Annotated in this window: 26 protein-coding genes; 18 read left to right on the plus strand and 8 right to left on the minus strand. The window is 65.2% G+C overall.

Annotated elements, in window-relative coordinates; all coding sequences use genetic code 11:
• The first annotated feature begins 23 nt into the window (after positions 1 to 23).
• The 11 genes from QX124_RS00940 (at position 24) to QX124_RS00990 (ending at position 8,849) form a co-directional block, all read left to right on the plus strand.
• The gene (locus QX124_RS00940; protein ID WP_015664446.1) at positions 24 to 248 is read left to right on the plus strand and encodes a MazE family transcriptional regulator; all 225 of its coding nucleotides are present in this window, start codon (positions 24 to 26) and stop codon (positions 246 to 248) included.
• Entirely contained in the window at positions 245 to 640 is a 396-nt protein-coding gene (locus QX124_RS00945) for a type II toxin-antitoxin system death-on-curing family toxin (protein WP_315736333.1), read from the plus strand. The genes QX124_RS00940 and QX124_RS00945 overlap by 4 nt, the downstream gene beginning before the upstream one ends.
• A 105-nt stretch (positions 641 to 745) precedes the next feature.
• Positions 746 to 898 (plus strand): aa3-type cytochrome c oxidase subunit IV, encoded by a 153-nt coding sequence (locus QX124_RS00950; RefSeq protein ID WP_315736334.1) that lies wholly within the window; start codon positions 746 to 748, stop codon positions 896 to 898.
• A gap of 140 nt (positions 899 to 1,038) precedes the next feature.
• Positions 1,039 to 2,166 (plus strand): Re/Si-specific NAD(P)(+) transhydrogenase subunit alpha, encoded by a 1,128-nt coding sequence (locus tag QX124_RS00955; protein WP_315795778.1) that lies wholly within the window; start codon positions 1,039 to 1,041, stop codon positions 2,164 to 2,166.
• Positions 2,167 to 2,177: 11 nt separating this feature from the next.
• Positions 2,178 to 2,495, plus strand: coding sequence for a proton-translocating transhydrogenase family protein (locus tag QX124_RS00960; protein WP_284420324.1), 318 nt, complete (start codon positions 2,178 to 2,180; stop codon positions 2,493 to 2,495).
• A 45-nt stretch (positions 2,496 to 2,540) separates the two neighbouring features.
• Positions 2,541 to 3,938 (plus strand): NAD(P)(+) transhydrogenase (Re/Si-specific) subunit beta, encoded by a 1,398-nt coding sequence (locus tag QX124_RS00965; RefSeq protein WP_315736336.1) that lies wholly within the window; start codon positions 2,541 to 2,543, stop codon positions 3,936 to 3,938.
• A gap of 18 nt (positions 3,939 to 3,956) precedes the next feature.
• Positions 3,957 to 4,757: an alpha/beta hydrolase gene (locus tag QX124_RS00970; protein ID WP_315779296.1), complete on the plus strand. Its 801-nt coding sequence runs from the start codon at positions 3,957 to 3,959 to the stop codon at positions 4,755 to 4,757.
• A gap of 94 nt (positions 4,758 to 4,851) precedes the next feature.
• Positions 4,852 to 6,189: a sodium:proton antiporter gene (locus tag QX124_RS00975; RefSeq protein ID WP_315795781.1), complete on the plus strand. Its 1,338-nt coding sequence runs from the start codon at positions 4,852 to 4,854 to the stop codon at positions 6,187 to 6,189.
• A 115-nt stretch (positions 6,190 to 6,304) separates the two neighbouring features.
• Positions 6,305 to 7,402, plus strand: a complete 1,098-nt coding sequence (locus QX124_RS00980; protein WP_315795783.1) for an ionic transporter y4hA — start codon at positions 6,305 to 6,307, stop codon at positions 7,400 to 7,402.
• Positions 7,403 to 7,417: 15 nt separating this feature from the next.
• Positions 7,418 to 7,702, plus strand: a complete 285-nt coding sequence (locus tag QX124_RS00985) for a cupin domain-containing protein (RefSeq protein WP_315717559.1) — start codon at positions 7,418 to 7,420, stop codon at positions 7,700 to 7,702.
• Positions 7,703 to 7,940: 238 nt separating this feature from the next.
• Positions 7,941 to 8,849 carry a hypothetical protein gene (locus QX124_RS00990; protein WP_315795785.1) on the plus strand — a complete coding sequence of 303 codons (909 nt, stop codon included), beginning with the start codon at positions 7,941 to 7,943 and terminating at the stop codon, positions 8,847 to 8,849.
• 223 nt (positions 8,850 to 9,072) lie between these two features.
• On the opposite strand, the gene rpsU is transcribed toward QX124_RS00990, so the two are convergent.
• The 3 genes from rpsU to purE form a co-directional block, all read right to left on the minus strand.
• A complete protein-coding gene (gene rpsU, locus QX124_RS00995; RefSeq protein ID WP_011924350.1) occupies positions 9,073 to 9,375 on the minus strand; it encodes a 30S ribosomal protein S21 in 303 nt (100 codons plus the stop codon).
• 166 nt (positions 9,376 to 9,541) lie between these two features.
• Positions 9,542 to 10,651 carry a 5-(carboxyamino)imidazole ribonucleotide synthase gene (locus QX124_RS01000; RefSeq protein WP_315756070.1) on the minus strand — a complete coding sequence of 370 codons (1,110 nt, stop codon included), beginning with the start codon at positions 10,649 to 10,651 and terminating at the stop codon, positions 9,542 to 9,544.
• Positions 10,648 to 11,136: a 5-(carboxyamino)imidazole ribonucleotide mutase gene (gene purE / locus QX124_RS01005; RefSeq protein WP_315756071.1), complete on the minus strand. Its 489-nt coding sequence runs from the start codon at positions 11,134 to 11,136 to the stop codon at positions 10,648 to 10,650. The genes QX124_RS01000 and purE overlap by 4 nt, the downstream gene beginning before the upstream one ends.
• 87 nt (positions 11,137 to 11,223) lie before the next feature.
• Between purE and QX124_RS01010 the strand changes: the two genes are divergently transcribed.
• A complete protein-coding gene (locus tag QX124_RS01010; protein ID WP_315795788.1) occupies positions 11,224 to 11,955 on the plus strand; it encodes a GGDEF domain-containing protein in 732 nt (243 codons plus the stop codon).
• Positions 11,956 to 12,033: 78 nt separating this feature from the next.
• On the opposite strand, the gene QX124_RS01015 is transcribed toward QX124_RS01010, so the two are convergent.
• The 3 genes from QX124_RS01015 to QX124_RS01025 form a co-directional block, all read right to left on the minus strand.
• Positions 12,034 to 12,285, minus strand: coding sequence for a hypothetical protein (locus QX124_RS01015; RefSeq protein ID WP_315736344.1), 252 nt, complete (start codon positions 12,283 to 12,285; stop codon positions 12,034 to 12,036).
• Between the two features lie 81 nt (positions 12,286 to 12,366).
• Complete coding sequence (locus QX124_RS01020; RefSeq protein ID WP_315736345.1) at positions 12,367 to 12,579, minus strand: hypothetical protein; 213 nt, start codon at positions 12,577 to 12,579, stop codon at positions 12,367 to 12,369.
• A gap of 142 nt (positions 12,580 to 12,721) precedes the next feature.
• Entirely contained in the window at positions 12,722 to 12,928 is a 207-nt protein-coding gene (locus tag QX124_RS01025; protein WP_009028242.1) for a YdcH family protein, read from the minus strand.
• Between the two features lie 290 nt (positions 12,929 to 13,218).
• Between QX124_RS01025 and QX124_RS01030 the strand changes: the two genes are divergently transcribed.
• Positions 13,219 to 13,404, plus strand: coding sequence for a YdcH family protein (locus QX124_RS01030; RefSeq protein ID WP_315736346.1), 186 nt, complete (start codon positions 13,219 to 13,221; stop codon positions 13,402 to 13,404).
• A 201-nt stretch (positions 13,405 to 13,605) separates the two neighbouring features.
• Here the strand turns inward: QX124_RS01030 and QX124_RS01035 are convergent, their stop codons facing one another.
• Positions 13,606 to 14,709 (minus strand): NAD(P)/FAD-dependent oxidoreductase, encoded by a 1,104-nt coding sequence (locus QX124_RS01035; RefSeq protein ID WP_315795790.1) that lies wholly within the window; start codon positions 14,707 to 14,709, stop codon positions 13,606 to 13,608.
• 212 nt (positions 14,710 to 14,921) lie between these two features.
• On the opposite strand from QX124_RS01035, the gene QX124_RS01040 reads away from it, so the two are divergent.
• The 5 genes from QX124_RS01040 (at position 14,922) to QX124_RS01060 (ending at position 22,427) form a co-directional block, all read left to right on the plus strand.
• The gene (locus QX124_RS01040) at positions 14,922 to 17,627 is read left to right on the plus strand and encodes an EAL domain-containing protein (protein ID WP_315795791.1); all 2,706 of its coding nucleotides are present in this window, start codon (positions 14,922 to 14,924) and stop codon (positions 17,625 to 17,627) included.
• A 131-nt stretch (positions 17,628 to 17,758) separates the two neighbouring features.
• Positions 17,759 to 19,309 carry a glycerol-3-phosphate dehydrogenase gene (locus QX124_RS01045; protein ID WP_315777742.1) on the plus strand — a complete coding sequence of 517 codons (1,551 nt, stop codon included), beginning with the start codon at positions 17,759 to 17,761 and terminating at the stop codon, positions 19,307 to 19,309.
• A gap of 50 nt (positions 19,310 to 19,359) precedes the next feature.
• The gene (locus tag QX124_RS01050) at positions 19,360 to 20,532 is read left to right on the plus strand and encodes an ABC transporter ATP-binding protein (RefSeq protein WP_315795792.1); all 1,173 of its coding nucleotides are present in this window, start codon (positions 19,360 to 19,362) and stop codon (positions 20,530 to 20,532) included.
• Entirely contained in the window at positions 20,529 to 21,443 is a 915-nt protein-coding gene (locus tag QX124_RS01055) for an ABC transporter permease (protein ID WP_315795794.1), read from the plus strand. The genes QX124_RS01050 and QX124_RS01055 overlap by 4 nt, the downstream gene beginning before the upstream one ends.
• Before the next feature lie 171 nt (positions 21,444 to 21,614).
• Positions 21,615 to 22,427 (plus strand): ABC transporter permease, encoded by an 813-nt coding sequence (locus tag QX124_RS01060; protein ID WP_315795796.1) that lies wholly within the window; start codon positions 21,615 to 21,617, stop codon positions 22,425 to 22,427.
• 27 nt (positions 22,428 to 22,454) lie between these two features.
• On the opposite strand, the gene QX124_RS01065 is transcribed toward QX124_RS01060, so the two are convergent.
• A complete protein-coding gene (locus QX124_RS01065) occupies positions 22,455 to 23,444 on the minus strand; it encodes an alpha/beta hydrolase family protein (protein ID WP_315795798.1) in 990 nt (329 codons plus the stop codon).

Genomic DNA, 23,444 nt, shown 5'->3' on the forward strand with positions numbered 1-23,444 from the left:
CCTCTTTTTCGGAGCGGCCTGCTATGAAGATCGAAATCAAGAAGATCGGCAATTCCGACGGCCTGCTGTTGCCGCGCGAACTGATGCAGCGGCTCGATCTCAAACGCGGTCAGCAACTGCACATCGTCGAATTGCCCGGCGGCGGCTTCCAGGCGCTGCCCTATGATCCGGATTTCGAGCGGACGATGGAGATCGCGGACGAGATCATGGATGAGTATCGCGACACCCTGGCCGCGCTCGCCAAATGAGCGAGCAGCAGGGGCCGCTTTGGATCACCTACGAGCAGGCCGTCGCGATCCACGCCCGACAGTTGCGCCGCTTCGGCGGCGCGCCCGGGCCGCGCGACGAGGGCATGCTCCGCTCGGCCCTGGAGCGGCCCATTAACAAATGGAGCTATGAGCAGGCGACGCTTCCCGAGCTTGCCGCAGCCTATGCATTCGGACTGGCCAAGAACCACGCTTTCGTAGACGGCAATAGGCGGATCGCCTTCATGGCGATGATGACGTTTCTGCGGAGAAACGAAATCGCGTTCGCGCCCGAGCCGGCTCAGGCCACCGCCATGATCCTCGCCCTCGCTGCCGGCGAGGTCAGCGAGGCCAGCCTGACGCGCTGGATCCGTGACAATTGGCCTCGCCAATAGGGCGATCGGAAAACGCGATAAAACTGCCTTGCATGCCAGCCGTTGCCCTTGCATCGGCTTTGGGGTATGCGACCTTAACAAAGCATATTTCTCTGGGGGACCCCGATGGCAAACCATGGCGAGATCGCCTACTCGACGGCTGACGGCAACGACTATGTGGCGCATGAGGCCACCTACGAGGGCTTCATCAAGCTGGTGAAGTACGGCACGATCAGCGTCGCTCTCATCGTCATCTTGATGGCTATTTTCCTCGCTTAATGTCGCTCTCGGCCCGCCGGCATCCCCGCCGGCGGGCCTTCAGCTGACTGCCGAAGCCAAGTGCTAACTTGGCGTCATGCTGTAGCCCATGGACGTCCCGCCCTCTTAAAGCTCGCGCGCGCATTCGCGCCGGAGGCCTCATGAAGATTGCCGTCGCCAAGGAAATCGACCCGTTGGAGCCGCGGGTTGCCGCCTCTCCCGACACGGTGAAGAAGTTCAAGGCGTTGGGTGCCGAGATCGCGGTCGAGCCCGGCGCCGGCATCAAATCCGGCCTGCCGGACTCGGAATTCACGGCGGCGGGCGCAACCGTGAGCGCGGACGCGCTCAAGGATGCCGACATCATCATCAAGGTGAAGCGGCCGGAAGCCTCCGAACTCGCCAACTACCGGCGCGGCGCCTTGGTGTTCGCGATCATGGATCCCTACGGCAATGACGCGGCGCTCAAGGCCATGGCCGATGCCGGCATTGCCTCCTTCGCGATGGAGCTGATGCCGCGCATCACCCGCGCCCAGGTGATGGACGTGCTGTCGAGCCAGGCCAACCTTGCCGGCTACCGCGCCGTGATCGAGGGCGCCGGGGCCTTCGGCCGCGCCTTCCCGATGATGATGACCGCGGCCGGCACCGTGCCGGCGACCAAGGTGTTCGTGATGGGCGTCGGCGTCGCCGGCCTGCAGGCGATCGCGACCGCGCGCCGGCTCGGCGCCATGGTCTCTGCGACCGACGTGCGGCCGGCCACCAAGGAGCAGGTGGAGAGCCTCGGCGCCAAGTTCCTGGCGGTCGAGGACGAGGAGTTCAAGAACGCCCAGACGGCCGGCGGCTACGCCAAGGAGATGTCCAAGGAGTACCAGGCCAAGCAGGCGGCGCTGACGGCGGAACACATCAAGAAGCAGGACGTCATCATCACCACGGCGCTGATTCCCGGCCGTCCGGCGCCGCGCCTCGTCACCATGGAGATGGTGAAGTCGATGCGCCCGGGCTCGGTGCTGGTCGACCTCGCGGTCGAGCGCGGCGGCAATGTCGAGGGCGTCAAGCTGGGCGAGACCGTCGAGATCGACGGCGTCAAGATCATCGGCTACCCCAATCTCGCCGGCCGGGTCGCAGCTTCCGCCTCCGGTCTGTACGCCCGCAACCTGTTTTCCTTCATCGAGACGATGATCGACAAGAAGGAAAAGACACTGGCGGTCAACTGGGACGACGAACTGGTCAAGGCCACGGCGTTGACAAAGGATGGCGCCATCGTCCACCCGAACTTCCAGCCGAAGCCCTAAGGAGCAGAGCCATGGAACATGTCGTCCAAGCCGTCGACCCCTTCGTCTTCCGGCTGTCGATCTTCGTGCTGGCGGTGTTCGTCGGCTACTTCGTGGTGTGGTCGGTGACGCCGGCCCTGCACACGCCGCTGATGTCGGTGACCAATGCGATCTCCTCGGTGATCGTGGTCGGCGCGCTGCTGGCGGTCGGCGTTCCCATGCTGTCGAGCGGCAGCGGTCTGGCGCGGGCGTTCGGCTTCATCGCGCTGATCTTCGCCTGCGTGAACATCTTCGGCGGCTTCCTCGTCACCCAGCGCATGCTGGCGATGTACAAGAAGAAGTCCAAGTAACAACGCCGCACGACGCGGGATGACAGGCACAACGGGGCATCTGCAATGAACGCCAATCTGTCGGCACTCCTTTATCTCGTGGCAGGTGTGCTGTTCATCCTGTCTCTTCGCGGGCTGTCGAGTCCGGCCTCCAGCCGGCAAGGCAATTTCTTCGGCATGGCCGGCATGGCGATTGCGGTCGCGACCACGCTGGCCGGGCATCCACCGGCAGATGCGATCGCCTGGATCCTCGTGATCCTCGGCGTTGCGATCGGCGGCGGCATCGGTGCGGTGATCGCGCGCCGTGTGCCGATGACGTCGATGCCCGAGCTCGTAGCGGCGTTCCATTCGCTGGTCGGCATGGCCGCGGTGCTGGTCGCCGCCGGCGCGTTCTTCGCGCCGGAAGCCTTCGACATCGGCACGCCCGGCAACATCCATCCGCAGAGCCTGGTCGAAATGTCGCTCGGCGTCGCCATCGGCGCGCTGACCTTCACCGGCTCGGTCATCGCCTTCCTGAAGCTCTCGGCACGGATGAGCGGCGCGCCGATCATCCTGCCGGCGCGCCACATCATCAACATTGCGCTCGCCGTTGCGCTCGTCTTCTTCGTGGTCCGTCTGGTGATGACGGGCGGCGGGTTCGACTTCCTGATGGTGACGCTGCTGGCGCTGGCGCTCGGCGTGCTCATGATCATCCCGATCGGCGGCGCCGACATGCCGGTCGTGATCTCGATGCTGAACTCCTATTCGGGCTGGGCCGCGGCGGGTATCGGCTTCACGCTCGGCAATTCGGCGCTGATCATCACCGGCGCGCTGGTCGGCTCGTCCGGTGCGATCCTGTCCTACATCATGTGCCATGCGATGAACCGCTCCTTCATCTCGGTCATCCTCGGCGGCTTCGGCGGCGAGACCGCAGCGGCCGGCGGTGGTACCGGTGAGCAGAAGCCGGCCAAGCTCGGCTCGGCCGACGACGCGGCCTTCATCATGAAGAACGCCTCGAAGGTGATCATCGTGCCCGGCTACGGTATGGCGGTGGCCCAGGCCCAGCACGCGCTGCGCGAGATGGCCGACACGCTGAAGAAGGAAGGCGTCGAGGTGAAGTACGCCATTCATCCGGTCGCGGGCCGCATGCCCGGCCACATGAACGTGCTGCTCGCCGAGGCCAACGTCCCCTACGACGAGGTGTTCGAGCTCGAGGACATCAACTCCGAGTTCGCCCAGGCCGACGTCGCCTTCGTGATCGGCGCCAACGACGTCACCAACCCGGCGGCTGAAGAGGACAAGTCCTCGCCGATCTACGGCATGCCGGTGCTGCAGGTCTGGAAGGCCGGCACCGTGATGTTCATCAAGCGCTCGCTCGCCTCGGGCTACGCCGGCATCGACAATCCGCTGTTCTATCGCGACAACACGATGATGCTGCTCGGCGACGCCAAGAAGATGACCGAGAACATCGTCAAGGGCATGTAGCTGGCATTATTGGGAGCCATGGCGGTCCTGAAATGGCTCCTGATCGTCGTGGTGGCGATCTACGCCACCGTGCTTGCTGTGCTGTTCATGCGCCAGCGCGCGATGCTGTTTCCGATCCCGCCGGTCGGTCGCACCGCGCCGGACGCGGCCGGATTTCCGCAGGCTGAAGAGCACGTGCTGACCTCGGCCGACGGCGAGAAGGTCATCGCCTGGCATGTGCCGGCGCAGCCCGGCCGCAAGGTCGTGCTGTATTTCCCAGGCAATGGCGACTTCCTCGCCGGCGTGGTCTCGCGCTTCAAGGCGCTGACCTCCGACGGGACCGGCCTCGTCGCGCTGTCCTATCGCGGTTATGCAGGCTCGAGCGGCAACCCCAGTGAGCAGGGGCTGCTTCAGGATGCCGCAGCCGCCTATGCCTTCACGCGCGAGCGCTACGCGGCGGAGCGCATCGTGGCTTGGGGCTTTTCACTGGGCAGCGGCGTGGCCGCCGCGATCGCCGCTGAGCGTCCCATGGCCAGGCTGATCCTGGAGGCGCCCTATACGTCCACGGTCGACGTCGCCTCCGACATGCTCAAAGTGGTTCCCGTCAGCCTGCTGATGCGCGACCGCTTCCAATCCGATCAGCGCATCGCCAAGGTGCATGTGCCGCTGCTGATCATGCATGGCGCCAAAGATCCGGGGATTCCGATCCGCTTCGGGGAACGATTGTTCGCGCTTGCGCATGACCCCAAGCGCTTCGTACGGTTTCCCGACGGCGGACATAATGATCTGGATTTCTATGGTGCGACAGGTACGGCCAAGAGTTTCATCGACAGCCCGTAATGTCCTCGGTCGGTGGCCGGCTCTGCTTGTAGTCGCGATCGTCGCAGGTCCGCCGATCCCCGCGTATGCCGCCGCCGGCCTCGATGGCGCTGCGATGACTTGGCCGTTCGCGCTGCCGTTTGCGGGATTGCTGCTATCGATCGCGCTCGGCCCGCTGCTGTTTGCCCGCCTCTGGCATCACCATTACGGCAAGATCGCCTTGGCATGGGCCGTGGTGACGCTGGCGGCGCTGACCTGGCAGGCGGGACTGGCGGCCTCGCTCGCGTCCTTCATCCACGCGCTGCTCGCGGAGTATCTCAGCTTCATCGTGCTGCTGTTTGCGCTCTACACCGTCGCCGGCGGCATCCTGGTGACCGGCGACATCAGAGGTACGCCGGCGACCAATACGGCCATCCTGGCACTCGGCACGATCATCGCGAGCGTGGTCGGCACGACGGGTGCCGCGATGATCCTGGTACGTCCGCTGATCCGCGCCAATCTGACGCGGCCGCACAACGTGCACGTGCTGGTCTTCTTCATCATCCTGGCTGCCAATGTCGGTGGCGCGCTCAGCCCTCTGGGCGATCCGCCGCTGTTCGTCGGCTTTCTGCGCGGCGTCGATTTCTTCTGGACGACGCAACACCTCTGGCTGCAGACCGCGATCGTCGCCGGATTGCTGCTCATCGTCTTTGCCGCTATCGACTGGTGGCGCTTCCGCGCGGAGAAGCTTGCGTCGCAAGCGTTCGTAACGAAGGAGCCGGTGCGCATTCGCGGCCTCATCAATGTCGTTCTGATCGCCGCGATCGTTGCCAATACGCTGCTCTCGGCGACCTGGAAGCCAGGCATCTCCTTCGACGTCTTCGGCACGCATGTCGAGCTTCAGAACCTCGTGCGCGATGCCATCCTCGTGGCGATCGCCGGCCTGTCGCTCTGGCTCACGCCGGACGAGCACCGCGAGGCGAACGGGTTCAACTGGGAGCCGATCCGAGAGGTCGCCAAGCTGTTCGCGGCGATCTTCACCGCGATCGTCCCGGTCATCGCCATGCTGAACGCGGGTCGCAGTGGCTCGTTCGGCTGGCTCTTGGATGCCGTGACGACACCCGCCGGCGCGCCGAGAGAGGTCGCCTATTTCTGGTTCACCGGGCTGATGTCGGCCTTCCTCGACAATGCCCCGACCTATCTCTTGTTCTTCGAATTGGCGGGCGGCGATCCCAAGGTGCTGATGGGCGAACTCTCGGGCACGCTGGCGGCGATCTCGATGGGCGCCGTCTACATGGGTGCGCTGACCTACATTGGAAACGCGCCGAACTTCATGGTCGCAGCGATCGCCAATGAGCGCGGCATCAAGATGCCGAGTTTCTTCGGCTACATGCTGCAGGCAGCTGCCGTCCTCGTTCCGCTGTTCGTGCTGCTGACCGTGCTTCCGATCCATCCGCTGCTCAGCCCGCATTGACCTGATCGACGGCACTTTCAGAGACCGTCCTGGTTGACCCTGTCACGGCCGGACCGCGTGACGATCGCCTCGCTGTCGCGCATAGTCGGACAGAACGGATCGAAGGACGCGAATCATGAGCGTGAAGGGCGCAACGCCCGCATCATCGGTGATCTTTCCCGGCCTGGCGGTCGCGCTCGTCGCGATCGTCACGGCGACGCATTATGACTTCACGCCTTCGGCCGCCGGCGTGGTCTTCGCCGCGGTGCTGCTGGTGATCCTGTTCGGCACGGTGTTCGCGGCCGTGCACCATGCCGAGGTGATCGCGCATGAGATCGGCGAGCCGTTCGGCACGCTGCTCCTGACCCTGGCGGTGACGGTGATCGAGGTGGCGCTGATCGCCACCATCATGCTCGGCGACAAGGCTGCGCCCGCGCTGGCCCGCGACACCGTGTTCGCGGTCGTCATGATCGTGTGCAACGGCCTGGCCGGCATCTGCATCTTCATCGGCGGCCTGCGCTATCGCGAGCAGGACGTGCTGGTCTCCGGTGCCAATCTGTATCTCAGCGTACTGTTCACGATGGCAACCATCACACTGGTGCTGCCGAATTATACCTTGACGTCGCCTGGTCCGGTGTATTCTGCCGTGCAGATCGCCTTCGTCAGCGTCGTGACGATCCTGCTCTACGCGGTGTTCCTGTATACGCAGACCACCCGCCATCGGGATTATTTCGTCGGCGGCTCGGCTCGGTTCGCCGATGACGATGTCCGGCTGCCGCGTGCGAAGCTGTTGCTCAGTGTCGGGCTGCTGCTGGTCGCACTGCTCGCTGTGGTCCTGCTTGCCAAGAAGTTCTCGCTGGTGGTCGACGCCGGCGTTGCCGCAACGGGTGCGCCGCAGGCGGTCGCAGGCGTGCTCGTGGCGCTGTTGATCCTGCTGCCGGAGAGTATCGCCGCCCTCTCGGCCGCCCGCGCCAACGACCTTCAGAAGAGCATCAATCTCGCGCTTGGCTCCTCGCTCGCCACCATAGGGCTGACCATCCCGGCAGTGGCGGTCGCCGCCCATGAGCTCGACAAGCAGCTCGTCCTCGGGCTGGACCCGCAGGGAATAGTGCTGCTGGTCCTGACCTTCGTCCTAAGCATGCTGACCTTCGGCACGGGACGGACGAACATCCTGTTCGGGCTGGTGCACATGGTGGTGTTCGCGATATTCCTGTTCCTGCTCTTCGTCCCCTGATTCAAGAGATCCCCCATGCTCAGCGCCCAGTCCGACGTCCAGGTCGATACGCCCGAAGTCCGCGTCACGGAGTGGCGGCTATTGCCCGGCAGTGCCACGGGGCGCCACGTTCATGAGATGGATTACGTGATCGTGCCGGTCACCGCGGGCGAGATGACGATCGTGGCGCCGTCCGGCGAGCGCTCGAAGGCGCAGCTCGCGGTCGGCAAATCCTATTTCCGCAAAGCCGGTGTCGAACACGATGTACTGAATGAGACTGGTTCCGAGATCGTTTTCCTCGAAGTTGAATTGAAGCCGTAACCATTTGTTTACCGGGATGCCGCTGATTGTGGTATCTTGAGCCGGCGATCCGGAAGCAGTTGGCAGCGCCCATACGATCTTGGATTGCAGCACGGCTTCGGTCTCAAAGGGCTTCAGGAGAACGACTTTTCGGCGGTTGCGCCTGCAGGGATCGCAGGTTGCGGGCTCCGGAAGGTACTGGGATGGTCCCTTAATTGTGCCTCAAAGTTCCCGCAAATACCGCGCGGGAGTGGTCAGCATGCTGAAATATCTCACAAAGTTCGCCATGGAGATCGTCCCGTCGGTGGTTGCCACCATCATCGGGGCCTACATCGTCAACCACTACATCAATACCAAGCCCGACTCGCCGCCATCGACCGTGGCGGCGGTGGCGTCGGCTGCCTACGCCAAGCTCACCGGCTCAAAGAGCGACGCTCCGAAATCCACGGGCAAGGGGATCGACCCCGCCAAGCTGGAAGCGAAGGCCGATCCCAGGTCCGACGCCAAGCCGGCGGAAACGTCGACGGAGGTCTCCAGCATTCCCGCTCCTGGCATCAAGGCCAAGGGGGTCTCGGAGAAGTCGCTCGCCGACAAGGCTGCGGAGAAGGCCGTCGAAGTGAAGCCGACCGAAACAGCGAGCCTCCCGACCGAGGTGCAGGCCGCGCGCCATCCCGGGTCGCCGCGGGAAAAGCTGATTGCGCGCGGTACTCCGGCCGAGGCCCCAGCGGCCCAGCAGGACGATCGCCGGGATGCTGCTGATCTCGCCCGCGCGGCGATCGAGCGGTTGCGCGCGAGCGAAGGTGCCGGCAAGGTGGCTGTCGAGAAGCCGTCGAGCGACGCAGCCCGGGGCGCTGGCGAGACCCCGCGCATCGCGACCGTCGCGCCACAGGTGTCGCCGGTCCGTCCGTTGCCGCCTCCCGTGACGGTCTCTGCGCCACCGGCCGAGCAGGGCTTTGCCTTGCCGTCGGCCTCGAGCCAGACCTACACGGGATCATTGCAGCCGGACGGGCGCCCGACCCCGCCGGCGGAGATCCCTGTCCAGCAGTTGCGTCCGCTCGATCTGCGCGCCGACAAGACTGATCCATCGATCAAGGACCAGATGTCCAGCGTGGCGCAGGACATGATGTCGGCGGCGAAATCGGTGTTCCACTCAGTGCTGCCGAAATAGCCGGTCGAATCGTTCGCGGACGTGATCGAGGCGGTGGGCCTGGCCGGTCTGCCGCTTTTTCTTTGGAGTGGCGAGCTCTGCAGCGATGCGAGGGCGGGCGCAGCAACCCGGATTCAATCTGGTCGCCGGATGGCCAGAGGCGCACAATCAAGAAGGAGCGCCCAAAACAAAAACGCGAGCCAAAGGCCCGCGCTTCAGACGACGTCAGATTGAAGTGGCCAGATCAGCGCGGCGCGCCGGGACGGGCACCTGCGCCCGGACCACGACCAGCACCACGGTCACCGCCGGGGCCAGCGCCGAACACCGGCTTCGGCTTCATCGGCAGCAGGCCTTCGCGCTGCAACTTCTTGCGGGCCAGCTTGCGCGCACGGCGCACGGCTTCGGCCTTCTCGCGGGCTTTCTTCTCGGACGGCTTCTCGTAATGGCCGCGAAGCTTCATCTCGCGGAAAATGCCCTCACGCTGCATCTTCTTCTTGAGCGCCTTGAGGGCTTGATCGACATTGTTATCGCGAACGAGAACCTGCACGCGGCATCCTCTTTCTCAGTCTATCGGTTTGAAATCTGGTGAAGCCAGGGCTGGCGAATGCCCGCGCCCTTAACCTTGAGCGCGCCCGTGTATCAGAGGACACCGTCGCTGTCCACCCGCTGACGGGCTCTTGACCGCAAGTTTAACCTCGCCGGAGCGGTTTATTTCAGCCCTGCCTCGGCGGCAGTGGCGAGACCTGGGTCACATGCCCCATTTTGCGGCCCGGACGAGCGGCGCCCTTGCCGTAGAGATGCACGGTCGCGCCGGGAACCGTGAGCCACTGCTCGTAGCTGTCGATCTCGTCCCCGATCAGGTTCGTCATCGTGACGTGGCCGTGGCGCAGCGGCTTGCCAAGCGGCCAACCGGCGATCGCCCGGATGTGCTGTTCGAACTGGGAAATCGAGGCGCCATCGAGGGTCCAGTGGCCGGAATTATGCACCCGCGGGGCAATTTCGTTGACCAGGACGCCTGGAGTAGGACCATCCGATACCACGAACATCTCCACGGCCAGCACCCCGACGTAATCGAGGGCGGTGGCGATCCGGCTCGCAATGTCCCTGGCCTCGTCGGCGAGCGCATCCGGGATGCGCGCCGGCGCCCGCGACACCTTCAGGATGTGATCGCGATGCTCGTTCTCGGTGACGTCGAAGCACTCGACCTGTCCATCGGCCGCTCGGGCCGCCACGACCGATATCTCGCGCTCGAACGGAACGAACGCCTCAAGGATCGCCGACTTGGTGCCGAGTTCGGCCCAGATCCGCTCGAGATCGTCACCCGGGCGGATCTTGATCTGGCCCTTGCCGTCATAGCCGAACCGACGTGTCTTCAGCACGGCCGGCAAGCCGATCCGGAACGCGGCTTCGCGCAAGGTGGCGACCGAGGACACGTCGGCGTAGGTCGCGGTGCTGATGCCCAGCGAGGTGACGAAATCTTTCTCGGTGAGGCGATCCTGGGTCGTCTCGAGCGCCGAGCGGCGCGGCAGCACCGGGCGCCTCGCCGCCAGCACCATGGCCGCGGCCGAGGGGACGTTTTCGAACTCGTAGGTGACGACGTCGACGTCATTGGCGAACAGCTCGAGCGCCTCGACGTCGGCATATTCGGCGCAGGTTGCGTTCAGCACCACGTCGAAGGCGGGGGAGTCCGGGTCCGGCGAGAACACCTGGCAGCGCAGCCCGAGCCGCGCCGCAGCAAGCGCCAGCATGCGGCCGAGCTGGCCGCCGCCGAGAATACCGATGGTGTCGCCGGGCTTGAGCTTCACCCGATTGGAGTCGGTCACGCCGTGCCCTCCGGACGTTCGGCGATCGCATTAGTCTGCGCCTGGCGCCAGGCCGACAGACGGCCGGCGAGTGCAGGATCGGAGAGAGCGAGCACGCTCGCCGCCAGCAGCGCTGCGTTAATGGCGCCGGATTTGCCGATGGCGAGCGTTCCCACCGGAATTCCGGCCGGCATCTGGACGATGGAATACAGCGAATCGACCCCCGACAGCGCCTTCGACTCGACGGGAACGCCGAACACGGGGAGCTCTGTCAGCGAGGCCGTCATGCCCGGCAGATGGGCGGCGCCGCCTGCACCGGCGATGACGACCTTGTAGCCGGCCGCCTTGGCGCCCTTGGCAAAGGCATACAGTCGGTCCGGGGTGCGGTGCGCCGAGATGATACGGGCGTCGTAGCTCACGCCCAACGCTCCGAGTGTGTCGGCGGCATGGCGCATGGTATCCCAGTCCGACTGGCTTCCCATGATAATGGCGATCGGGGCGGTCATAACCTCAAATCTTCTCGGGAATCCATCAGCATGGGCCGGAGTATAGGATCGGTCCCGACAGCGGCAAGCCATGGCATGGAGGCCCGAATGGACTATCCTGTCTTGGTTAAGCCCGGCAAGCCCAAACGACGGCGCGGCAGGTGTCCGATGAAAAAGAAGCGCATGGCGGCCGCGTGGCGGGCCGGGAAGCGAAGAACCCGGTACCGTCATCGGGTTCTTCGGGGCGCGCGCTCACCTGAACCTGGTTCCGCACCGGCGGGCACGCGGCAGACGATCCGACGCCTGAAGGCCGAGCTGAGGGCAGCGCAGGCGCGGATCGCCGAGCTCACGGCCTCCGCCGAGCGCGATTTCCTGCTCGACATCTTCAATCGTCGCGGCTTCGCCCGCGAGCTCCATCGCTCCATCGCGTTCATCAAGCGCTACGATGCGACCGGTGCCCTGGTCGTGCTCGACGTCGATCGGTTGAAACCCATCAATGACACCTTCGGCCATGCGGCCGGTGACGAGGTCCTGAAGGCGGTTGCGCGTGTCCTCGGCGAGCGGGTCCGATCCTCCGACGTGATCGGTCGGCTCGGCGGCGACGAGTTCGGCGTGCTGCTCTGGCACCTCAGCGCGACGGAGGCGCATGCCAAGGCGGCGGAGCTGGAGCAGGCCATCGACAGCCTGACCTTCACCTTCGGCGATCAGACCGTGTGTGCCGGCGCGTCGGCCGGGGTTGCCCTTCTCGACAAGCGCGTCAACCCAGTACGTGCGTTGGAGGAAGCCGACCGCGCGATGTACATGCGCAAGGCCCAGCGAAGGTACGAGAGCCCCGCGTAACGAACGACCCTGCCGGGCGACAAGCGGTGACGCTCGCCGGCCATCCGCGCCGATGACCGAGCTGGCGGAACACGGCGCTCACAGCTCGCCGAGATCGTCAGGCAACTCGCCGAACTTGTGCAGCAGCCGGGCGTCGCTGAATTCCCCCTTCAATGGATCGCCGCTGCGGCTGAAGGCAATGGCGCCGATATTGTCTGATAAGCGCGACATGGCCTCCGCGCGACGCAGCGCGGCCGACGAGCTCTGGCATTCCTCAGCCGTTCCCGCGACCAGCATGCCACCCTCGTCCCGCCTGAACGGCATCGCGACGTAGTAGGTGATATCGGGCATTGCACGCTCCTCCTGACCTCTCGCCGAAGCTCCGAGCGAGTGCATGGGTCATCGCCTGGAGAGCCTCAAAGGCCGTCGGGCTCAGGCCGCATCGCTCTGCGCGGCGTCCGAGGCGGTGTTGGGCATGCAGCCGCAGGAGATCGCGGCCCGCAGCTCCTGCAGCTCCAGCTCGAGATACTCGTTCGCCATGATCAGCGCCTTGATCGTGGAGCGCAGATTGCCGTCGCACATCGCGATGGCTTGGTCACATGCCTGTTCGTAGAGGCGATCCTGTGGGGAGAAGGAGGCGGGCATCACAACCATCCTTGTTGTTGTCCGGGGACTACGAGGGATGGCCTAATTGTTCCCTTTTTGTTCCTTTTGTCAAGGCGCTTCGGCAAATCCTGCATCGCTGTCTTGCCTGGGTGCATACGGTCAGCCGTGCTGACGCTTCGCCTCAGGCGATGATGTCGGGCGTGATCTGGTCTTCGATGAAGGCGATTCGATCGCGTAGCAGAAGCTTCCGCTTCTTCAGTCGTTGCAGCCGCAACAAATCGGGGGCGGGCGATTGATGCAAAGCGTCGATCGCCGCGTCGAGGTCGCGGTGCTCCTGCTGCAGGCGCGCGAGTTCGGCCTGCAGTTCGCGCTCGTCTTGGTCAGCCATGATCTATGATAGCAAAAAAGCGGAAGGAAGTGGAAAGCCTTGCGAAGGCGGGCGCAAATATTGCGCTTGCGAAGCTGATAAGCAAGTCGCACCCCTCAAGATCCGTGCAGCTGTCCCGTGAATTTCAGGTTGGCGCCGGCGTTAGATTCGCCCGGATCAGCTCACGCTTCGTTACACACGGCGCTCAAATTTGCATGTGCGGTCTTTTGGCCCCATCGACAGGTCAAGCGACTAGTGTACACTCATTAGCCCTGGTCGAATCTCAGGTTCACCTACCGAGGAGGTTTCGAATGGCTATTCAGGCGCATCTCGTTGAACTGGAGCGTAAGCATAAAGTTCTTGAAAACGAATTGCATCAAGCTCTCCTGCATCCATCGACGGACGACCTGCGAATTGCCGAACTGAAGCGACGCAAACTGATGGTGAAGGATGAGATCGAGCGCTTGAGACAGGTAACCAGCGAAACACTTCACTGACATGTGACCATCATCCGCCGTATCATCTGATCGCAAGACCGTGCGCCTGGGATGGCGAAGAGTCCATCCCAGACGCAACTTCAATCGAATTAGTTACGATACACGACTTAGTTTCGATGCGCGACGACGCGAACGCATCTGCCTGCGTTGTCTCCCAGCGTGTCTATCGCGACAGGCTGTTCATCGCGATATCGAGGGTCTTCAGCTCGAGGCGAGATCGCCGACGTGAGCCGCGATCGCGAGCGATGACGTCAATCCAGGCGATTCGATTCCGAACAGATTGATGAGTCCGGGCACGCCGTGATCGCGCGGGCCCTGAATGACGAAATCCTGCGACGCCACGGCCGGCGGTACGATCTTCGGCCTGATGCCGGAATAGCTCGGCATCAGCGCCCCATCCGGCAGCGACGGCCAGTATTTGCGGATCGCCGGGTAGAAGCGCTCGGCGCGCGCCGGATCGACCGTGTAGTCGATGCGGTCGATCCACTCGACGTCGGGGCCGAATCTGGCCTGGCCTGCCATGTCGAGCGTAAGGTGAACGCCAAGCCCGCCCGGTTCCGGCACGGGGTAGATGAGCCGGCTGAACGGTGCCCGGGCGCTGCAGCTGAAATAGTTGCCCTTGGCGAGATAGGTCGTCGGCACCAGCGGCGACGGCATGCCGTCGATCCGCCGGGCCACCGGGGGCGCGTCGAGGCCTGCAGCGTTCACCAACAGCCGGCAGCTCAGCGTCATCGGCTGCGCGCCGCCCGCGTCGACCTCGATCGATTCTCCGGCTGCCTTGGCCCGCAGCAGCGGCGTGTGGAAGGCGAAGGCGCCGCCGGCGTCCTCGATCTCGCCGCGCAGCGACAGCATGAAGGCATGGCTGTCGAGGATGCCGGTCGACGGCGACAGCAGGGCCGCCTCGCAGGCCAGGGCCGGCTCCAGCGCCAGCGCTTCGGATCCAGATAGCAGCCGCATTCCTTCGACGCCGTTGGCTTCGGCGTGCGCGCGGATGCCCTGCAGCTTCTCGGTCTCGGCCGGATTGGTTGCAACGATCAGTTTGCCGCAATTGCGGTAGGGCACGCCATGCTCGTCGCAATAGCGGTAAAGCATGCGCTTGCCGGCCACGCAGAAGCGGGCCATCAGGCTCCCGGCCTTGTAGTAGATGCCGGCGTGGATCACTTCGCTGTTGCGAGACGAAGTGACGGTGCCGATGCCCTCGGCCGCCTCGAGAACGATGACCTCGCGTCCGGCGCGGGCCAGCTGTCGTGCGACGGCAAGTCCGACGACGCCGGCGCCCACGACGACGCAATCCACTCTATCCATGCACGGTCCTGAGACGATTCGGGGAAGTCATGGCTTTCTGCAACCCTTGGTGGGTTGAGCCTCGGTCCCGAGTGCGCACGCCGTTAGCAAACCGTTCATCATAGGGAGGCCATTGACCAAATTTGCTTCGTCTTTTTCGAAGTTTGCCGAACCCGTTTACCCGATCCCAATAGGTGAAGCCAGATACTGTCGCCGAATACCGCGGGTGATTGATGGCTGGCAAGAATTGGCAGGCGAGCGACCGAAACGCGTTTTCTGCGTGCGTCGTTGCGGCCTCGATGGCCGCCATGGCAGCGTGGGCGGCTGCGCCGACGCGCGCCTGGGCTGCGTCGTCCGATTTCTCGCCCTCCGGCTACCTGGGCACCATCGAGCCGGACGTGCTCTGGGAAGTGTTGATCGCCGGGGTCGTCGTCTGCGCCTTCCTCGCCTCGGTCGTGATCTGGATCCATTCGGCCTTGCGGCGCGCCAAGCGGGCACAACTGCGGCGTAATGTTTTCATCAGTTCCGCGCTCAACAATCTGAGCCAGGGATTGATGCTGACGGACGCCGCCAACCGCGTCGTCTTCTACAACCATCGCTTCCTCGAAATCTACGGCATGAGCCGGGCCGACATTCCGCCCGGTTGCACCGGCCGGGATCTGGTCGAGTTGCGGCGGCAGCGCGGCCTGCTCAATCTGACGGTCGAAGACTATGCGCGCCAGGCGCGGGAGCCGGACGGGTGCCTGACCGAGCTGCCCGGCGGACGTGTGGTGCGAGCCCAGATATTCCGTCTTCCGACCGGCGGATCGATCGGCATCCACGAAGACTGCACGGTGCAGCGCCGGCTGGAGCGCGAGCTCGCCTCGACCAAGCAGTTCCTGGAATCGGTGGTCGATCAGGTTCCCGTCTGCGTCGCCGTCAAGAACATCGACGACGGCCGCTACATCTTCGCCAACCGAGCATTCGAGCAGTTCTCTCGGATGCCGCGGGATCAGATCATCGGACGGCGCCCAAGCGACCTCTTCGGCGACGCGACCGCGGCCGACATCGCGGCTGCCGACCGCGAAGCGATGCTGGCGCCCGGCACCACCTATTGCAGCGAGCTGGTCGTTCAACGCGGCAACGACAAGCGCATCCTCGAAGCCCATCGGGTCGTTGCACGCAACGACAAGAACGAGCCGCAGTTCCTCATCGCGCTGTTCGACGATGCCACGGAGCGGCGATCGCTGAGCCGCGAGCTGGAGAACAGCAAGAAGTTCCTGGAGCTGGTCGTCGACAACATTCCGGTCTCGCTCATCGTCGAGAGCGTCAGCGACGGCCGCTATCTGCTCGCCAACCGCAGCGCCGAGATCATCCTCAACCGCAAGCGCGAGGATGCCACGGGCCTGACCGCCGCCGACATTTTCAATCCGCGCGAGGCCAGACTGATCATGGCGCGCGACGAAGCCGCTATCAAGAAGCGCAGCCTTCTGACCGAGGAACATCCGATCTCGACCAAAGACGGTCTGCGGCTGTTCCTGACCCGACGGGCAACCGTGCTGGGCGAGACCGGCGAGCCGCAATATCTGATCAAGACCTATGAGGACGTCACCGACCGGCGCCAGACCGAATCGCGGATGGCGCACATGGCCTATCACGACGGCCTGACCGATCTGCCTAACCGCGCCGCGTTCCTGCAGGCCTTGAGCCAGATGATCGAGGCCTGCGCGGACACGGATGAGGAGTTCGCGGTCCTGAACGTCGATCTCAAGGGCCTGAAGGACGTCAACGACGTCTTCGGCCACGCCATCGGCGACAAGCTGTTGATCGAGGTCGCCCGCCGCGTCCATGCCGTTGCCCGGGGCGGGGTGGTCGCGCGTCTCTCCGGCGATGAGTTCGGGCTGATCATCGACGGCAAGCAACCGGAGATGGGCAGGGCGCTGGCCGAGCAGTTGGCGGCGGCGATCGCGGTGGACTTCCAGATCGACGGCAAGTCGATTCGCACAGCGCTGACGACGGGCATCTCGGTGTTCCCGCACAATGGTTCGGATCCGGCGTCGCTGCTCGCCAATGCGGGTGCCGCTCTGTTCCGCGCCAAGGCCAAATCGCGCGGCAGCATCACCTTCTACGAGCCCGAAATGGATCAGCAGATTCGCGACCGCCGCGTTCTGCATCAGGAGCTGTCTGTCGCGATCAAGCATGGCGAACTTTCGCTGTACTTCCAGCCGCAGGCCGCCTCCGGCCGCACGGTCGACGCCAGCGAGATCATCGGCTTCGAGGCGCTGGCGCGCTGGCAGCACCCGGTCCGCGGCTTCGTGCCGCCGAGCGACTTCATTCCGCTCGCGGAAGAGAGCGGCCTCATCGTCGAGATGGGCGAGTGGATCCTGCGCGAGGCCTGCCGCGAGGCGGCGTCGTGGCCGAAGCCGCTGCAGGTCGCGGTCAACCTGTCTCCGGCCCAGTTCGTTCATGGCGACCTTGTCGCACTGGTCCATTCGATCCTGCTCGAGACGGGGCTCGCGCCCGGCAGGCTCGAGCTCGAAATCACCGAGGGTGTGCTGATCGAGGATTTCGATCGTGGTGTCGCGCTGCTGCGCCGGCTGAAGGCGCTCGGCGTTCGCGTCTCGATGGACGATTTCGGCAGCGGCTACTCGTCGCTGAGCTACCTGCAGGCCTTCCCGTTCGACAAGATCAAGATCGACCGCGCCTTCGTCATGAATATCGGCCGCAACCCGCAATCGGCGGCGATCATTCGTGCGGTCATCGGTCTGGGTCACGGCATGAACATGTCGATCGTGGCGGAAGGCGTCGAGACGCCCGAGCAGCTCGGCTTCCTCGCCGAGCAGGGCTGCGACTCGGTTCAGGGCTATCTGCTCGGCAAGCCCCTGCCGATCGGCAAATACGACGGCATCGTCGGTCGCGCTCACGACGACGACGACGCGTCCGTTCGCAAGACCGGCTGACCGGGCACTCGTGGTCAGAGGCCGTTGCGCAACAGCGCGAATTTATCCGCGCGCATGACAGCTAAGCCGCTACGAGAATCATCTCCGCCGGTCTACGATCGTTCGTCCTGGCACGCTCGAAGACCTTGCGTATGGCGGACTACGATCTTGCGATCATCGGCGGAGGTCTGAACGGCGTCAGCCTGGCGCGTGATGCGGCTGGCCGCGGTCTGCGCGTGCTCCTTGTCGAGCAGGGCGATCTCGGCGGCGGCGCCTCGTCGGCCACGTCGCGGCTGGTGCATGGGGATCTCGCAGCGCTGGAGCGCCGCAGCTTTCTGCGCGTGCGCCGCGCGCTCGCCGAGCGCGACGTCTGGCTCACGGTCGCGCCGCATCTGGTCCGACCGATCCGCTTTGCTATTCCAGCTCACGCCAATGAGCGGCCGCCATGGCAACTGCGCGCAGGACTCTGGCTCTACGACCGCCTCGCTGCGCGCAACCGGCTGCCGTCAGCGTCGGCGCTCGACGTCACGCATCATCCGATCGGAGATGCCCTGAAGCGTCCGATCGGGACGGCATTCGACTATTCCGATTGCGTGGTCGACGATTCCCGCCTGGTGGTCCTGACCGCGATGGACGCTGCCGAGCGCGGCGCGTCGATCCGCACCGGCGCCCGCTGCGTGCGGGCCGACCGCGACCATATATGGCGTCTCGCCATCATCGACCGCGGCCATCGACGCATCGTCACCTCGCGCGCGCTCGCCAACGCCACCGGCGCGTGGAGCGTCTCGACGGCGGAGACCGTGCTGCGTCAGCCGCCGCCGCGGGTCACCGCGCGGCAGGTCAGCCAGATCATCGTGCCGCGGCTGTTCGATGTCGAAGCGGTCTACGTGTTTCAGAATTCGGATGGACGGCTGATCTTTGCCCAGCCCTACGAGCAGGATTTCACCCTGATCGGCACGGTGGTCCACGGCTTCAAGGGTGACCCAGCCGTGGTGGCGGTGCCGGCGGCAGACGTGGCCTATCTCTGCAAGGCGGCGAACCGCTATTTCCGCTCGGACATCCAGCCTGCGGACGTGGTCCGGAGCGTGGCCGGCGCCAACATGATGGTGCTGCGCGCCGCCGACAGCGGGCGGCTGGAAACGGTCGTGAGCCTCGATGCTGGCCGCGCCAAGGCGCCGCTCCTGACCATGTGCGGCGGCGACGTCACGACAGCCCGGCACCGGGCCGAGCAGGCGGTCTCCCGCCTCGCGCGCTTTTATCCGATGTCGCCACGCTGGACTGCGAGAGCGCCGCTTCCGGGTGGCGACTTCGCCTGGGACCGGTTCGAGGATCTCGTCGATGACGCACGGGAGCGCTGGCGCTTTCTCAGCGAAGCCGAGGCCCGGCGGCTGCTCGGCGCCTACGGCACCCGGCTGGCGGAGATCCTTGGCGAGGCGAGGTGCCGGGCCGATCTCGGGCAGGCGTTCGGGCCGCAGCTGACCGAGGCGGAGGTCCGCTACCTCATGGCGCGCGAATGGGCGCGGTTTCCCGACGACGTGCTGTGGCGGCGGACCAAGCTGGGTCTGACGCTTCCCGCTGCCGAACGCGATGCGCTCGCTGCGTTCATGACCACTGCGGCCTGTGGCCGGGGCACGCCGCAGGCCGTTGACGCGAGCGGGGATAGTCCGGCCCGCGCGGTTGAGCTGCAATCCGTGGGCGGCTAGCTTGCCGACCGGTCGGCCGTTGTGGCCGGGCAGGGTGATTTGATCGGGACATGGCTGACGACATCGCAAACCCAGCGCCTGCCGGAGAGCCGGCAGCATCACCAGCGCCGGAACCGCGTCCCGATGCTCAGCCGCCGATCCTGCGGATCGAGAACCTCGTCAAGACATTCGGCAGCTTCCGCGCCGTCGACGGCGTCTCGCTCGACATCCGCGCCGGCGAGTTCTTCGCGCTGCTCGGCCCCAGCGGCTGCGGCAAGACGACCTTGCTGCGCATGCTGGCCGGCTTCGAGACGCCGGATGAAGGGCGCATCCTGCTTTCGGGCGAGGACATCGCGCAGGTGCTGCCGCATCAGCGGCCCGTCAACATGATGTTCCAGAACTACGCGCTGTTCCCGCATCTGAACGTGCGCGACAACATCGCCTTCGGCCTGAAGCGCGCCGGCATGCCGCGCGCCGAGATCGCCACGCGCGTTGCCGAGATGGTGGCGCTGGTGCGGCTCGAAGGGCTGGAGAAGCGCAAGCCGGATCAGCTCTCGGGCGGGCAGAAGCAGCGCGTCGCCCTGGCGCGCTCACTGGCGCGCCGGCCGCAGGTGCTGCTGCTCGACGAGCCGATGGCTGCGCTCGACAAGAAGCTGCGCGAGAGCACGCAGGTCGAGCTGATGGAGCTGCAGCGCAAGCTCGGCATGACCTTCATCATCGTCACCCACGACCAGGAGGAGGCGATGACGGTGGCGAGCCGGATCGGGGTGATGAACGCGGGAAGGCTCGAGCAGGTCGCGGTCCCCCGACGTCTGTATGAGGAGCCCGCGTCGCGGTGGGTCGCGGAGTTCGTCGGCGACATCAATCTGTTCGAGGGCGAGGTGACCGCGCGGGAGCCGCTCCGGCTCAGGGTCGTGACCCACACTGCGGGTGAGCTGGTCGTGGCGCAGCCGATGGCTCCGATCAGCGAGAGCAAGGTCGCGGTCGCGATCCGTCCGGAGAAGATCCGCCTCGCGCTCCGTCGACCGGCCGGCGATGCTGCTGCGATCAATTGTGTCGAGGGCGCCATCACCGATGCGAGCTATCTCGGTGGCAGGACCGTCTACAAGATCAAGCTCGACGGCGGCGCCGTGCTTCACGCTGCGCAGGCCAACACCGCCCGGCTCGATGCCGACGGCTATGGCCTGAACCAGCGCGTGGTCGCCTGGTTCACGCCCGACGATTGCCTGGTGCTGGAGCGATGAGCGCGCGCCGCATCTTCTCGCGCCCGGCCCGCTTTGCGGCGATCGCGCCTTACATCTGGATGGTGCTGTTCTTCCTGGTGCCGTTCGCCTTCGTCGCCAAGATCAGCCTGTCGCAGACTGCGATCGCGCAGCCCCCCTATACGCCGGTGTTCTCGCTGGCTGATGGTTTGTCGTCGCTCCGGGATGCATTTGCGGCGCTGTCGCTCGACAATTTCCGTCTGCTGCTGTCTGACGATCTGTATCTTTCATCCTATCTGCGCAGCGTCGTCGTCGCGGCGACGTCGACCGCGATCCTGCTCTTGATCGGCTACCCCATCGCCTTTGGCATGGCGCGGCTCCCCAGGCGCTGGCAGGGCATCGCGATGATGCTGGTGATCGTGCCGTTCTGGACCTCGTTCCTGATCCGCATCTACGCCTGGGTCAACATCCTGCAGCATGACGGCCTCCTGAACCAGATCCTGCTCGCGCTGCATCTGGTGTCCACGCCGGCGGTGTGGCTGTCGACCGACAGCGCGATGTATGTCGGCATCGTCTATTCCTATCTGCCGTTCATGATCCTGCCGCTGTTCGCGACGCTGACCAAGCTGGAGCCGGCCTTGGAAGAAGCCGCCGCCGATCTAGGCGCCTCGCCGCGCGAGATCTTCTGGCTGGTGACGTTTCCGCTGTCGCTGCCCGGCGTCGGCGCGGGCGCGTTGCTGTGCTTCATCCCGGTGGTCGGCGAGTTCGTCATTCCCGATCTGCTCGCCGGGTCGAAATCGCTGATGATCGGCCAGACGCTCTGGCTCGAATTCTTCACCAACAAGGATTGGCCGGTGGCCTCCAGCATCGCCGTGGTCCTCTTGGTCGTGCTGCTGCTTCCGCTTCTGCTCTACGACCGGCTGCAGCGCCGGCAGTTGGAGGAGAGCAGGTGATGGATGGCGTACAGCAAGGCACGCTCTCTCGCCCCCCTCCCCCTTGCGGAGAGGGGTTGGGGGTGGGGGTCCGCATTGGCGGTCTTTGCTGGGTGCCCCCCTTCCTGACCCTCCCCCACAAGGGGGGAGGGAACGGAGAAGGTTTCACTGGGATTGAGGGAGGAGGAGATCGTGCCTAATCCCTCCCGCCTGTCGCGCTTCAACGTCGCGTCGCTGACGCTTGGGCTCGCCTTTCTTTACCTCCCGATCCTGATCCTGGTGATCTACTCGTTCAACGCCTCGCGCCTGGTCACTGTGTGGGGCGGCTGGTCGCTGCGCTGGTATCACGAGTTCTTCAGCGATCGCGCCATGATCGATGCGGCCTGGATGAGCCTGCGCGTCGGCGCCACCTCGGCCACCGCGGCGACGGTGCTCGGCACGCTGGCTGCGGTGGCGCTGTCGCGTGGCCAGGGATTTCGCGGCCGCATGCTGTTCTCCGGCATGTTGTATGCGCCGCTGGTGATGCCCGAGGTGATCACCGGCCTGTCGCTGCTGCTGCTGTTCGTGGCGCTGGAGGCCGAGCGCGGCTTCTGGACGGTGACGGTCGCCCACACGACCCTCACGATGTGCTTCGTCGCGGTGGTCGTGCAGTCGCGGCTGGTCTCGCTCGACCGCAGCCTGGAGGAAGCCGCGATGGACCTCGGCTGCGATCCGCTACGCGCGTTCGTGATGGTGACATTGCCGCTGATCGCGCCTGCGGTGGTCGCGGGCTGGATGCTGGCCTTCACGCTGTCGCTCGACGATCTCGTGATCGCGAGCTTCACCACCGGCCCAGGCTCGGCGACGCTGCCGATCCGGATCTATTCCGAGGTTCGGCTCGGGGTGAAGCCGGAGATCAATGCGATCTGCACGCTGGTGATCGGGCTGATTGCCGTGGTGATCATCATCGCGTCGCTGGCCTCGAAGCTGTCGAGTGATCGCGGCGAGAGCGCAGCTCCGCTATAATGACGGAGAATGCTGAGACAGCATTGATCAACGCGAGAACAGACGCAAGGCGGCGGTGACGACCGCGCGATGGATCGTGCCGCGGTCGACCGATGCCGGGTCGACGCAGCAAGCCGGATCGCTCTGTCTGCCGAGCTCGGTACTCTCCGGCAGGAAGACGTAGTGCCCGGCGTCGTCGGCGACGATCTCGAATGCGCTGCCGCTCAGTCGCTCATGCAGCCAGCGTGAGGCCGGCAGCAGCGCATCGGCGCCGCCGACCATGATGCGCGTCGGGACGTTGATCGCGGCGATGCTGTCCTCGGAGAAGCCCTGCACCGAGCGCCCCGGCGCCAGTAGCAGCGCCGCCTTGATGCGGGGATCGCGATGGGATGTGGACATGCGCGCCCAGGAGTCGCGGAAGATTGGGCTCTTCTCCATCAGCCGCGGCAGATGATCGACGAGATCGGGAAACTCGCGAGGGCCGCGGCCGTGATTGGCGCCTGGCTCGAACGGCGAGCGGATCATGATTGCGCCGATCAGGGCGGTGGCCGTGACGCCGCCGAGCGAATAGCCGACGGCGTAGATGCGGTCGAGGTTGATGCGGCCTTCGAAATCGGGATGAGCCACGATGTGGTCGATCAGCAAGGACACGTCGCGTGGGCGTTCCCATGAGCAGAGGAAGCCCGCTGCTCGGTACGGCTCGGCATTGCTGTTGCCATGATGATTGACGGCGACCGCGACAAAGCCGCGGCTTGCCAGCTCGCGCGCCAGCCATTCGGACTGCAGGCCGTTGCAGCCGGTGCCGTGAGAGTACACGACGAGAGGACAGGCGCCCGCGCTTGCAGCGAGCGGCGCATTCAAAGCCGCTGGTCCCGCTTTGAACCAGCCCTGCGGCCATGGTGCGATAGCGAGCGCCGTTTCCACGGCGCCGTTGGCGGCTGGATACCAAGCGAACCAGTCGATCGGGCGCGGCCCGTCGCCATCCCAGTTCGGCCGCGAAGCGTCCTCGAACCGTCCCTGACGAAATCCGACCCTCAT

The organism is Bradyrhizobium sp. SZCCHNRI3043 (assembly GCF_032377735.1).
GTDB lineage: Bacteria > Pseudomonadota > Alphaproteobacteria > Rhizobiales > Xanthobacteraceae > Bradyrhizobium.